The 12541-nt window shown below is 68.8% G+C and carries 13 protein-coding genes; 4 read left to right on the forward strand and 9 right to left on the reverse strand.

Annotated features, from left to right (window positions below; all coding sequences use genetic code 11):
- Positions 1-113 precede the first annotated feature (113 nt).
- Positions 114-275, forward strand: a complete 162-nt coding sequence (locus E3O60_RS18450; RefSeq protein ID WP_166788959.1) for a PLDc N-terminal domain-containing protein — start codon at positions 114-116, stop codon at positions 273-275.
- 60 nt (positions 276-335) lie between these two features.
- Positions 336-1064, forward strand: a complete 729-nt coding sequence (locus E3O60_RS06260) for a hypothetical protein (protein ID WP_134497513.1) — start codon at positions 336-338, stop codon at positions 1062-1064.
- Positions 1065-1261: 197 nt separating this feature from the next.
- Here E3O60_RS06260 and pnuC read toward each other — a convergent pair whose 3' ends face one another.
- From pnuC to E3O60_RS06295, 7 genes are all read right to left on the reverse strand, one after another.
- Positions 1262-1927: a nicotinamide riboside transporter PnuC gene (gene pnuC, locus E3O60_RS06265; RefSeq protein WP_088456964.1), complete on the reverse strand. Its 666-nt coding sequence runs from the start codon at positions 1925-1927 to the stop codon at positions 1262-1264.
- An 89-nt stretch (positions 1928-2016) separates the two neighbouring features.
- The gene (gene msuE / locus E3O60_RS06270; protein ID WP_088456965.1) at positions 2017-2598 is read right to left on the reverse strand and encodes an FMN reductase; all 582 of its coding nucleotides are present in this window, start codon (positions 2596-2598) and stop codon (positions 2017-2019) included.
- Positions 2599-2849: 251 nt separating this feature from the next.
- The gene (locus E3O60_RS06275; protein WP_088456966.1) at positions 2850-3683 is read right to left on the reverse strand and encodes an aldo/keto reductase; all 834 of its coding nucleotides are present in this window, start codon (positions 3681-3683) and stop codon (positions 2850-2852) included.
- An 89-nt stretch (positions 3684-3772) separates the two neighbouring features.
- Positions 3773-4600: an ABC transporter permease gene (locus tag E3O60_RS06280; protein WP_240632249.1), complete on the reverse strand. Its 828-nt coding sequence runs from the start codon at positions 4598-4600 to the stop codon at positions 3773-3775.
- A complete protein-coding gene (locus E3O60_RS06285) occupies positions 4597-5511 on the reverse strand; it encodes an ABC transporter ATP-binding protein (protein WP_088456967.1) in 915 nt (304 codons plus the stop codon). Before E3O60_RS06285 ends, E3O60_RS06280 begins: the two co-directional genes overlap by 4 nt.
- Positions 5508-5804, reverse strand: coding sequence for a transcriptional regulator (locus E3O60_RS06290; RefSeq protein WP_088456968.1), 297 nt, complete (start codon positions 5802-5804; stop codon positions 5508-5510). The genes E3O60_RS06285 and E3O60_RS06290 overlap by 4 nt, the downstream gene beginning before the upstream one ends.
- Complete coding sequence (locus tag E3O60_RS06295) at positions 5804-6391, reverse strand: hypothetical protein (RefSeq protein WP_134497515.1); 588 nt, start codon at positions 6389-6391, stop codon at positions 5804-5806. The genes E3O60_RS06290 and E3O60_RS06295 overlap by 1 nt, the downstream gene beginning before the upstream one ends.
- A gap of 154 nt (positions 6392-6545) precedes the next feature.
- On the opposite strand from E3O60_RS06295, the gene hrpA reads away from it, so the two are divergent.
- Positions 6546-10535, forward strand: a complete 3990-nt coding sequence (gene hrpA / locus E3O60_RS06300) for an ATP-dependent RNA helicase HrpA (protein ID WP_134497517.1) — start codon at positions 6546-6548, stop codon at positions 10533-10535.
- 185 nt (positions 10536-10720) lie between these two features.
- On the opposite strand, the gene E3O60_RS06305 is transcribed toward hrpA, so the two are convergent.
- Positions 10721-11200, reverse strand: coding sequence for a MarR family winged helix-turn-helix transcriptional regulator (locus tag E3O60_RS06305; protein ID WP_088456971.1), 480 nt, complete (start codon positions 11198-11200; stop codon positions 10721-10723).
- Between the two features lie 128 nt (positions 11201-11328).
- On the opposite strand from E3O60_RS06305, the gene E3O60_RS06310 reads away from it, so the two are divergent.
- Positions 11329-11706: a DoxX family protein gene (locus tag E3O60_RS06310; RefSeq protein WP_088456972.1), complete on the forward strand. Its 378-nt coding sequence runs from the start codon at positions 11329-11331 to the stop codon at positions 11704-11706.
- Positions 11707-11773: 67 nt separating this feature from the next.
- Here the strand turns inward: E3O60_RS06310 and E3O60_RS06315 are convergent, their stop codons facing one another.
- A complete protein-coding gene (locus E3O60_RS06315) occupies positions 11774-12526 on the reverse strand; it encodes an amino acid ABC transporter ATP-binding protein (RefSeq protein WP_133159708.1) in 753 nt (250 codons plus the stop codon).
- Positions 12527-12541 lie beyond the last annotated feature (15 nt).

Consider the following 12541-nt stretch of genomic DNA (forward strand, 5'->3'; position numbering starts at 1 on the left):
TGGATGCGACGAAGGGGCACGATGGATCTGTGGGCGCTGCTGCTGGGCATTGGCACGATTGCCCTGGTCGCCGTCGCCGTTCTCCTGGTTTCGGCTCGCTCTTTCGCACCCCGATGTCTGGCACCGGATGCGCGCTCTGGGTGCTGATCATCCTGGCCTTCCCGATCCTGGGCGCCTTCGTCTGGCTGTCCTGGGGCCAGGTCCCGTTTCGCCGCCGGATCGGCGCTCCGACCGGTCACCCACCAGTACCCGCGCCCGAACGGCCTCGCCGCTGACCGGGCATCCGCCCATCGGCCTATGAGCACCCGCCGCCGTCCCGTGACCGTCTGCGCGACATGACCGAACGCACGATGACCCCCGTCGAGGCGGCGGCACTCCTCGAGGTTGCGGTCGATGCCGAGCTGGAGCAGGTGGAGCGGGCGTTCCGGTACCAGGCCCAGCGCTCGCATCCCGACCTGTTGACCGCCGCAACACCCGCCGAGTTGGCCGCGGCGGCCGCCCGGTTCGACAGGTTCACCCAGGCCCGGGCCGTGCTGCGTGAGGTCGAGGCCGAGCGGATGCGCCGCTCCCCCGGATCCGCCGGACCCCGGCCGACCGGCGAAGGGGCGGGCTCCGGCTCGAGTTTCGGCTCGGGCGGGGAGTGGGCCGGGACCGGCCGGGGACCTGCCACGGGTACGCCGCCGGGCTGGGCGGCCGACGAGCCGTACCAGCCGGTGCAGCCCGCCGGTCCATGGCTGTTCTGGGTGTGGACGGCGCTGTACGCGCTGGCTGCCACGATCTCGGTCATCGGCGGGCCGCTGCCCCAGTCCCAGGCGGACCTGTGGCTGCGGCTGGTGCCGCTGGGACTGGCATCCGTCGCCTTCGCCCGCACCGGACGCACCGTCTTTTTGGTGATCGTGTTGATCCTGGGCACCGCGACGGCAGTGCTCACCGTGGTGTTCGCCTCGTTCGGTCCCCTCGTGGCGCTGCAGCTGCTCATCGCGCCGGTGCTGGGCCTGGTGGCCCTCGGCCGGCCCAAGCAGCTCCGGCGCCGGTCGTCCGCCCCGCCCCGCCCCGCCGGCTGACCGTCCCCACGGCGCCCGAGCACCCGCATGCGCTCGAAGGACGACCTCGCGAAAGCGGCCATGTGGTCACTTCGCCCCGGCCGAGGCAACCACACGGCCGCTTTCGCGGATGGACGACCTCGCGAAAGCGACGTTCTGGCTACCTCAGCCGAGCCAGGCAACCACAGGGCCGCTCTCGCGGGCGCTGCAGGGTGGGATCAGGCCAGGGCCCGCTCCACGAGCGCGCGGCGGCGTTGCACCCGGGTCCAGATCACGAAGCCGGTGATGGTGAATGCGCCATAAAAGAGGTAAAGGATCGCGGAGGCGTAGTAGCCGGCGCTGATCAGCAGGGGCACGCCGACGATGTCCACGGCCACCCAGATCAGCCAGAATTCCGTCCAACCGCGGGCCATGCCGTAGGTGGCCAGCAGCGACCCGGTGAAGATCCAGGCGTCGGCCCAGACTGGTTCGAACGAGCCCAGCGCCCGGAAGATCGGGGTGAGCACTAGCGTGCCGGCGACGAGGCCGATGCCCAGGCCCACCCGCGCCCGGGTGCCGGCCCAGTGCGGGGCGACGGCGACGGTGCCGACCGAGCGGCTGCGCGACCACTGCACCCAGCCGTAGATCGAGACGATGATGAACATCACCTGCCGGCCGGCTTGACCGAGCAGGTTCACCGGGTTGGGTGTGCCGAAGACGGCGCCGAGGAACACCGTGAACAGCAGGGCGTTGCCGACGATGCCCACCGGCCAGGCCCAGATCTTGCGGCGCATCCCGCCGACGGCGCTGGCGATGCCGAAGACGTTGCCGATGATCTCGCGCCAGAGAATGGTCTGGCTGCCGATCTGCAGCTGGGCGTCAAAGAGCCAATCGATCAGGGACACAGGACACTTCTCTCCCGGATGGGTCGCATCCGTGCACGTCCCAATGTAAGGCGTTTGCGCGCGGGTCTATTCCGCGGCCGCCCGGAGCGTCACCAGACGATGGCGGCCGAATCAGCCGAGAGGTTGGCCGGCAGGCTGGCCCGCACCAGCGGCAGCCCGCGGTGAATCGCCTGATCGATGCGCTCGTTGAGCTCGGCGTTGGTCACCCGGTAGTCGGTGAAGTCGGAGTCCTTGGCGTACACCCCCAACGGCAGGGTGAGCGCCTGGAAGAAGCTGAACAACGGCCGGAACTGGTGCTCGAGGATCAGCGCGTGCCGGTCGCTGCCACCGGTCGCGGCCAGCAGCACCGGCTTGTCCACGAGCGAGTACTGCTCGACGAAGTCGAAGACGTGCTTGAAGAGTCCGGTGAAGGAGGCCCGGTACACCGGCGACGCCACGATGAGCAGGTCGGCGCCCTCGATGCGTCGCAGGTCGTCCTCGGCCGCGGCGGAGAGCTCGTCCCGGCGAAGCGCCCCGCTGAACTCGCGGCCGACCCGGCTCAGCTCGATCAGGTGCACGTGGATCGAGAGCTCGCGTTCGAGCGCGTCGAGGATCGCCCGCACCAGGGCGGTGGTCTTCGAGGGAGCGTGCAGGCTGCCGGAAACGGCGACGACGTTCAGGGTGTACGACATGTTCCGACGCTAAATGCCGCCGCCGGATGCCGCCAGCCGCGCTGACACACGGCGTAAGACGCGAGCCGGTGCGCATCCGCCGCCCGCGAAGCAACGCGTGCGTGCCGAGTTGCCGCAAAGTGTCCCTTCGGACGCTGCACAGGGGCACTTTCTCGCAAGTGGGCGCAGGGTCATCCGCTGAGATGCCGCAAACGGCCGCCTCCGACGAGCATAAGGGGCCGTTTGCGGCACGTCAGCGGAGCCCGGTGAGGCTAGTTGACCTCGTTGGGGTGCGCGCTGACGCGGCCGCCGCGCTCGAGCGCCGAGATGGTGGCGAGCTCGGTGTGGCTGAGTTCGAAGTCGAAGACGTCGAAGTTCTCCGCCATCCGCTCGCGGCGGTTGGACTTGGGGAAGACGATGTTGCCGGTCTGCAGGTGCCAGCGGATGATCACCTGGGCGGGCGTCTTGCCGTGCGCCTCGGCCGCGGTAGTGACCACGCCCTCATCGAGCAACGGGTACTTGCCCTGGCCGAGCGGGCCCCAGGCCTCGATGTGGATGCCGTGCTCGCGGGCGAACGCCGTGATCTCGGTCTGCTGGTAGGCGGGGTGCAGCTCGATCTGGTTGACCGCCGGCACGACGTCGGTCTCGGTGATCAGTCGCTCCAGGTGCGGCACGAGGAAGTTCGAGACGCCGATGGAGCGGGCCCGGCCGGACTCGCGGATCTTCGCGAGCGTCTTCCAGCTCTCCACGAACTTGTCGTTCGCCGGTGCCGGCCAGTGGATGAGGTACAGGTCGACGTAGTCCAGGCCGAGCTTCTCCAGGCTCTCATCGAACGCATCCAGCGCCGACTGGGTGCCCTGCTTGTCGTTCCACAGCTTCGTGGTCACGAACAGTTCCGAGCGGTCGATACCTGACGACGCCAGCGCCTGCCCGACACCCTCCTCGTTGCCGTAGACGGCGGCGGTGTCGATGTGCCGGTAGCCCACCTCGAGGGCGTCGGTGACGATGCGGGTGGTCTCGGTCGGATCGACCTTGAAGACCCCGAAGCCGAGCTGCGGGATGGTGTGGCCGTCGTTCAGGGTGATGGTGGGTACGGAATTCGTCATCCACTGAGCCTAGGGAACCGCCACCGCCCGCGCACGTCACGCACGCCGAGAGCGTAATCAGCGCGCTCTCCGGGGCTGACTGTTGCGACTCAGTGGTAGCGGCGGCCTTCGTCGCGGCGGAAGAGCAGCAGGGCCAGGGCGAAGGTGCCCGCGGTCCAGACCAGGATGCCGATCCACACCCACGGCTCCAGCTCGCCGCCCTGCACGGCCCAGATCACGAACTCCCGGGCCTGCCGCGACGGCAGGAACATCGACAGGGTGTCGAGCCAGTCCGCGAAGAGGTACGGCGGCAGAAACAACCCACCCGCGAACGCCAGGCCGAACATCACGATCTGCACCACGGCGATCGCGGCCTTGGACGACATCGAGTAGCCGATCGAGATGCCGATGAACATGAACGGCAGCGCCGAGATGCCCAGCGCCACGATCCCCGCGAGAACGCCCAGTATGGATGCCTCCGCCGCGGTGAACAGAGCGCCGATCGCGATCACCGGCAGGATCGACGCAAGGCCCATCAGCCCGGTCGAGCAGATCTGCCCGAGCACGCGGGAGACGCCCGGTACCGGCAAGGTGCGCAGGTACGGGTCCCACGGCTGCTCCCGGTTGGCCGAGATGTTCAGGCCGAAGCTGAAGAGCGAGTTCGACATCAAGGCGAACACGCTCAGCGCGATCACCGCCTGGGTGGCGAACTCCGGGTTGTCGGCGATGGCGCGTTGCGGCACCACGAAGAACAGCAGCGACAGCCCGGGAAACACGAGTGACCCGATCAGGGCGGCCGGGATGCGGAACGTCTCGACGAGGATGATGCGGGCGTGCAGCAGCGTGAGGGCAAGGATGCCCGTACGGCCGCCCAGAACCGGGGTGCGGCCGGGCGTGCCGGGAGTGGCGCCGACCGGAGCGGGGATGTGGGTGCTCATCGGTTCATCTCCTTCTGGGCGGTGGGGGCATCCGTCGCCCCGGTGAGGGTGAGGAACGCCTCTTCGAGGGTGGCGCCACGAACGGTGAGGCCGGAGAACGGAATGCCGGAGCGCACGAGTTCCACGATCAGCCGGTCGCTGTCGCTCGCGTAGAAGGTGGTCGCGCCGTCGTCGGCCTGCTCGTGGCCCACCACTCCGGGCAGCCCGTTGACCCGGTCTGGCTGGTCGGTGACCAGGCGCACCTGACGCAGCGAGACCTGGTTGATCACGGCGGTCACGGTGTCGTCGGCGATCACCCGGCCGTGCCCCATCACCACCACCCGTTCGGCGAGCGCCTCGATCTCCTCGAGGTAGTGGCTGGTCACCACCACGGTGGCGCCGCGCTCGTGCTGGCGTCGCACGGCGTCCCACAGGGTGCGGCGGGCATCCACGTCCAGGCCCGTGGTCGGTTCGTCCAGCAGCACCAGGCGCGGCTGCCCCACAAACGCGAGGGCCACACTGAGCCGGCGCTTCTGGCCGCCGGACAGGGCGCCGGTCTGCCGTTTCAGCAGCTCCGCCAACCCGAACTCCTCGGCCACGGCCGCGGTGGACAGCGGGGTCTCGAAGTGCCGGCCCACGAAGTCGATCACCTCACCCACCCGCAGCGTGGGCGGCAGCGCGGTCTCCTGCGGGGTGCCACCGAGCTTCTGGCGCATCCGGTAGTCGCCCGGCGACCCACCGAACAACGACACCGTGCCGCTGCTGGGCCTTCGCAGCCCCTGCAGCATGGTGAGCACGGTGGATTTGCCGGCGCCGTTGGGCCCGAGCAGGCCCAGGATGCTGCCCGAGTGGATGTCCAGGCTCACGTCGTCGACGGCGAGCACGTCGCCGAAACGCCGCGTCACGTGATCGAGCCGGGCGAGAACGCTCATGAGGATTCCCCTAACAGCCCGCGCAGGGCTTCTCGGTAGTCTTCGAACGCGCGCCGGCCGGTGCGCGACAGGGCCAGGTAGGTGACCGGGCTGCGGCCCTGGTGGGACTTGACGACGTCAACATAGCCCGCGTCCTCGAGCTTCCGCAGGTGGGTGGACAGGTTGCCGGCGGTCATACCGAGCAGCTCCTGCAGCCGGGGAAAGGCGATCTGGTCGCCCACCTCGAGGGTCGCCAGGGTGGCGGTGATCTTCAGCCGGGCGGATGCGTGGATCACCGGGTCGAGTTCGTCCATCAGCGGTTCCGGCGCAGGCGCGCGGCCATGACGGCGGCCGTGACGAGGAAGGCGCCACCACCGACGAGCGCAAAGACCAGGTCGTTGCCGGGCGACCCGGCGAAGGGGGCCGCCGCACCGACGACCAGCATGACCAGACCGAGGACCAGCTGCGATTTGTCCCGCCAGAGCGCGGCGCCACCGAGATAAATGGTGCCGCACATCAGCGCGAAGCCGGACGGGAAGAACAGGTTGGCGAGGTCGGTGGACATGCCGTGGCTGATCAGGGCGGTGCCGAGCAGCCCGAAGGCGGTGCCGCAGACCGACCAGGACAGCCCGTAGACGGCGCCGGAGAAGCTGGACATGCCGCGAACGCCGCGGTTGATGCGCAGGCCGATCACGGCGGAGGACACGATCGAGATCACCAGCAGCACGATGAACAGCGGCGTGGCCACGCCCGCGGGAATCGTGAACCACGGGTTGCCATCCACATCGCCCGACCAGAGGGCAAGGAAGCCAACGAACCAGGCGACCCCCCAGATGAAGTACAGCCAGACGACGGGCGCAATCTGTGAATCCGCCACCCGCCGCTGTTGTTCTTCGAGCATCGCGAGCATCTCGCGCGGGTCCCCAGGGGCTCATCGAGGGCGGTGACGGGCGTCCTGTTGTCATCCATGTCTACTTTGTAACACAAAGTAGTTTGCTCCACAACGGTTCGACCCGAAGTGGGGTACCCCCGCGACGCAATACTATGGAGGGCTAATGATTCCCGTGAAAATCACCTTCCCGCCCGAGTTGCCGATCAGCCAGCGCCGCGACGACATCGCGCGCGCCATCCGCGACAACCAGGTCGTGATCGTGGCGGGGTCGACCGGATCGGGGAAGACCACCCAGCTGCCCAAGATCTGCTTGGAGCTGGGCCGGGAGTCGATCGGCCACACCCAGCCGCGCCGGCTCGCCGCGCGCACGATCGCCGAGCGCATCGCCGAGGAGCTCGGCCAGGAGGTCGGCGAGCTCGTCGGCTACCAGGTGCGGTTCACCGACCGGGTCGGCGCGGACACCCGCATCAAGCTGATGACCGACGGCATCCTGCTCAACGAGATCCACCGCGACCGGATGCTGCGCAAGTACGACACCATCATCATCGACGAGGCGCACGAGCGCAGCCTCAACATCGACTTCCTGCTCGGCTATCTGCAGCAGCTGCTCCCCCAGCGCCCCGAGCTCAAGCTGATCATCACCAGCGCCACCATCGACCCGGCCAGCTTCGCCAAGCATTTCGCGGCCGCCGACGGCACCCCGGCGCCCATCATCGAGGTATCCGGCCGCACCTACCCTGTCGAGATCCGCTATCGCCCGCTGGTGGCCGAGGCCGCGATCGACGACGACGACGAGATCACGGATGCCGCGCCCAGCGTGGACCGCGACTACATCGAGGGCATCTCCGCCGCGCTCGACGAGCTCGAGCAGGAGTCCAACGGCGACGTGCTGGTGTTCCTCTCCGGCGAGACCGAGATCCGCGACGCGGCCGATGCCCTGCAGGGCAAGTTCGCTTCCCGCGACCGCACCAGCCCCACCGAGGTGCTGCCGCTGTACGGCCGGCTCTCGTCGGCCGACCAGCACAGGGTGTTCCAGCCCTCCACAGTGGCCGGCGTGCGGCGCCGCATCGTGCTGGCCACCAACGTGGCCGAGACCAGCCTCACCGTGCCGGGCATCCGCTACGTCATCGACGCCGGCACCGCCCGGATCAGCCGGTACAGCGTGCGCTCGAAGGTGCAGCGGCTGCCGATCGAGGCCATCGCGCAGGCCTCCGCCAACCAGCGCTCCGGCCGCAGCGGCCGCACCAGCGACGGCATCGCCATCCGGCTGTACAGCGAAGAGGACTTCACCCGGCGCCCGGAGTACACCGAGCCGGAGATCCTGCGCACCAACCTCGCCGCGGTGATCCTGCAGATGATCTCGCTGGGCCTGGGCGACATCGCGCAGTTCCCGTTCCTCACCCCGCCGGACTCCCGCAACATCAAGGACGGCCTCGACCTGCTCACCGAGCTCGGCGCGGTCAAGGCCACCGTGGCGCCCACGGGCACCCCCACCGAAGACCCGAGCCAGGCCGGCGGCCGCTCCAGTGGCCGCGATGGTGGCCGCGGGCGCGGCGGTCGTGGGCCGCAGGGCGGGCGGATGGCCGTCACGGCCGGAACGCACACCCTCACCAGGGTGGGCCAGCAGCTCGCCCAGTTGCCCATCGATCCCCGGTTCGGCCGCATGGTGATCGAGTCCAAGGTGCAGGGCACCAGCCGCGAGGTGATGGCCATCGTCGCCGGCCTCACCATCCAGGACGTGCGCGAGCGACCGCTGGAGCGCCGCGGGTCCGCCGACGAGAAGCACGCCCGGTTCGCGGACCCCACCAGCGATTTCCTGTCGCTGCTGAACCTCTGGAACTACCTGGAGAACCAGCAGAAGGAGCTCGGCTCGAGCGCTTTTCGGCGTTTGTGCAAGAACGAGTACCTCAACTACCTTCGGGTGCGCGAGTGGCAGGACGTCTACAAGCAGCTCCGCCAGCTGGCCAAGCCGCTCGGCCTGCACATCGGCGACCCCAGTGTGAACCCCGACGGTATCCACCGGTCGATGCTCTCCGGCCTGCTCTCGCACATCGGCCTGAAGGACGTGGCGAAGAAGGACTACATCGGCGCCCGGCAGCAGCGCTTCGTGCTGTTCCCCGGCTCTGCGCTGGCCAAGAAGCAGCCCAACGCCGTGATGAGCGCCGAGCTGGTGGAGACCAGCCGGCTATTCGCCCGGATGAACGCCGTCGTCGACCCGGCCTGGGCGGAACAGCTCGCCGGCGACCTCTGCAAGCGCAGCTACTCCGAGCCGCACTGGGAGAAGAAGCAGGGCGCCGTGGTCGCCTACGAGCGGGTCACCCTGTACGGGGTGCCGATTGTGCCGCGCCGCCGCGTGCAGTTCTCCCGCGTGGACCCGGCCTACGCCCGCGAGCTGTTCATCCGGCACGCCCTCGTCGACGGCGAGTGGGACCTGGACCGGGTCGACCAGCGGGTCACCGCGTTCGACCGCGCCAACACCGCGCTCCGCAAGGAGCTCGCCGAGCTCGAGGAGCGCACCCGGCGCCGCGACATCCTCTTCGACGACGAGGCCGTCTTCGAGTTCTACCACCGCCGCATCCCCGCCGACGTGCACAGCACCCGCACCTTCGAAACCTGGTGGCGCGTCGCCCGCGCCGAGACGCCGGACCTGCTCACCATGACCGCCGAGGCGCTCGTACCCGAGGATGCGCCGGAGATCGACGAATCGCTCTTCCCGCCGGCCTGGCAGCAGCGGGACCAGCGTTTTGCACTGAGTTACCGGTTCGAGCCCGGCGAGGAGGACGACGGCGTGACCGTGCAGGTACCCCTCGCGCTCCTCGCCCGGGTCTCCCCCACCGGCTTCGACTGGCAGGTGCCGGGCCTCCGCGCCGACCTGGTCACCTCGCTGATCAGGTCGCTGCCCAAGGCCATCCGCCGCAATGTGGTGCCCGCCGCCGACTGGGCCGTGCGCCTCCTCGCCGAGCTGCCCCCCGCCCCCGGCGTGGTTCGATCCTCGGTCGAGCTTGTCGAGACCCCGGGACATGCCTCGAATCGCGACCAGGACGCCGACCCCTCCTTCGCCGAAACCCTCGCCGCCCTCATCCAGCGCCTCACCTACGTGCCCGTCACCGTGCGCGACTTCGACCTCTCCAGGGTGCCCGCGCACCTGCGGATGACCTTCAGGGTCGTCGACGAGCGCGGCCGCTCCGTCGCCTCCGGCAAGGACCTCACCGAGCTCCAGCGGCGCCTGGGCAACAAGGTGCGCGAGTCCGTGGCCAAGGCCTCGGCCGCCACACCCAAGAACGCCATCGAACGCAGCGGCCTCACCACCTGGGACTTCATCGAACTGCCCCGGTTCATCGACACCAAGCAGGGTGACAACACCATTCGCGGCTACCCCACCCTGATCGACGACGGCACGTCAGTGAGCATCCGCATGATGAGCACCGCCGAGGAGCAGGCCCGCACCCTGCCCGGCGGGGTGCGCCGGCTGCTGCTGTTGGCGACCGCGTCGCCGGTGGCGTACGTGCAGCAGCACCTCAAGGGCGGCGAGAAGCTCTCGCTGGCCACCAGCCCCTACCGCTCCACCCAGGCCCTGTTCGACGACTGCCTCGCGGCCGCCGTCGACGACGTGCTCTACAGGGTGCGGCCCGACGGCCAGGTCTTCATGAAGGCCGAGTTCGACACCATCCGCGACAGGGTCTCCGGCGTGGTGATGGACTCGATGTTCGAGACCGTCGGGCTCGTCGCCCGCATCCTCACGGCGTCCCGCGCCGCGGACAAAGCGCTCAAGGCCTCCACCAGCATGGCCCTGCTTGCCGCGCTCACGGATGCCCGCGAGCAGCTGAACGGGCTGGTCTACCCCGGTTTTGTCAGCGCAACCGGCCTGGCCCAGCTGCGGCATCTGCCGCGCTACCTCGGCGGCATCAGCGCGCGCATCGACAAGCTGCTGGACAACCCCAACCGCGACAGGGTCTGGATGAACGAGGTGCAGTCCGCCACGGCCCGCTTCGCGGACGCAGGCGGACGCATCCCGTTGCCCGCCGACTCAGCGGCCAACCTGGTTCGGGCGAGATGGATGATCGAGGAGTTGCGCATCAGTCTCTTCGCCCAGGAGCTGCGCGCGGCGGAGTCGGTCTCCCTCCAGCGCATCCAGAAGGTCCTCGCCTCCTAACGCCGTCTCGCAGTCGCACCCCACCGTCGGTCGAGCTTGTCGAGACCCCGCGACGCCCACGCGTCCCGCGCCATCCGCCGGTCGAGCTTGTCGAGACCTGGTGACAATACCTGCGTTCAGACTCCAGCTCACGGGATCTCGACAAGCTCGATCAGCGAGGCGGGGCGTTCCACAGACAAGCTCGTTCAGCGAGGCGGGCCGTCGCAAGCCGCGTGGTCGTCGGGGTGGGCGAGGGCCCGGGCGATGTCGGTGAGCGAAAGCACCTGGGCGGGCGTCAGCCGGTCGAAGACCAGGCGGCGCACCTGGGCCACGTGGCCGGGCGCGGCCGCCACGAGTTTGGCCAGACCCGACTCCGTCAGGGTGGCCAGCACGGCACGGCGGTCATCCGGCGCCATCTCGCGGGTGACGTAACCCGCCGCCTCCAGGCGCGCCACGATGCGCGACAGCCGCGATTGCGAGGTGCTGGCCGATGCCGCGAGCTCGCTCATGCGCATGCAGTGGTCGTCCCGTTCCGAGAGCATCACCAGCACCATGTAGTCCGCCATCGCGAGGTCAGCATCCCGCTGGAGCTGCGATTCCAAAGCCGCGGGCAGCAGGAAGAGCACCTCCGCCAAGGCCTTCCATGCGGTCAGCTCCTCAGCGTTCAACCATTCCGGTTCGTCCATCCGCCCACTCTACCCAGATTTACTTGACGCCGAAAGTAGTTCACGCTAGTTTATTTGACACAGCAACTACTTCCCCCGCAACAACCGTCGTTCGGCGCTTCCGGCCCGACGCCAACCCTGGAGTTCCCATGAATATCGCCATCTGGATCATCACCGTCGTCATCGTCGTCGCCTTCATCGGTGCCGGCCTCATGAAGGTCGCACAACCGCGCGCCAAGCTGGCCGCCAACGGCATGGCGTGGACCAACGACTACTCGGATGCCGGCGTCAAGCTCGTCGGTCTCGCCGAGCTGCTCGGCGGCCTCGGCCTGATCCTGCCCGCGGTCACCGGCATCGCCCCGATCCTGGTGCCGATCGCCGCGGCCGGCCTGACCGTGATCATGATCGGTGCCGTGGTTTGGCATGTGCGTGCCGGCGACGGCGCCAAGGAGACCATGCCCAGCGTGATCCTCGGTATCCTCGCTCTCGTCGTGGCCATCACCCGCTTCGGCCCCTACGCTTTTTAGCCCGCGACCTGTGAGAAAGGCCCCAGAATCGTCGAGATTCTGGGGCCTTTCTCACGGTTCGGGGAGGCTAGAGCACCTTGGAGAGGAACGCCTGGGTGCGGGCGTGCCGCGGGTTGGCCAGGACCTCCGACGGGAGACCGGACTCGACCACGACACCGGCGTCCATGAAGACCAGGGAGTCGGCGACCTCGCGGGCAAAGCCCATCTCGTGGGTCACCACGATCATGGTCATGCCTTCCTTGGCCAGGCCCTTCATCACGTCGAGCACCTCGCCGACGAGCTCCGGGTCCAGCGCGCTGGTGGGCTCGTCGAAGAGCATCAGCTTGGGCTCCATCGCCAGCGCCCTGGCGATCGCCACCCGCTGCTGCTGGCCACCGGAGAGGTGCGCGGGGTAGTAGTCGGCGCGGTCGGCCAGGCCCACCCGGGCCAGCAGGTCGCGCGCGGTCGACTCCACCTTCGCCTTGGGCAGTCCCTTGACCCGCAGCGGCGCTTCCATCACGTTCTGCAGCGCAGTCATGTGCGGGAACAGGTTGAACCGCTGGAACACCATGCCGATGTCCCGGCGCTGCTTCGATGCTTCCTTGGGCGCCATCTCGTAAAGCTTGCCGTTGGACTCGCGGTAGCCGATCAGCTCACCGTCCACGCTCAGCCGACCGGCCGAAAGCACCTCGAGGTGGTTGATGCAGCGCAGGAACGTGGACTTGCCCGAACCACTCGGCCCGACCAGGCACATCACCTCGCCGCGCTTGACCTCGAGGGTAATGCCCTTGAGCACCTCATTCGAGCCGAAGCTCTTGGTGACCTGCTCGGCCAGCACCATCGGCACGTCAACGGT

The sequence above is a fragment of the Cryobacterium sp. TMB1-7 genome (genome assembly GCF_004402435.1).
GTDB classification, from domain to species: domain Bacteria; phylum Actinomycetota; class Actinomycetes; order Actinomycetales; family Microbacteriaceae; genus Cryobacterium; species Cryobacterium zongtaii.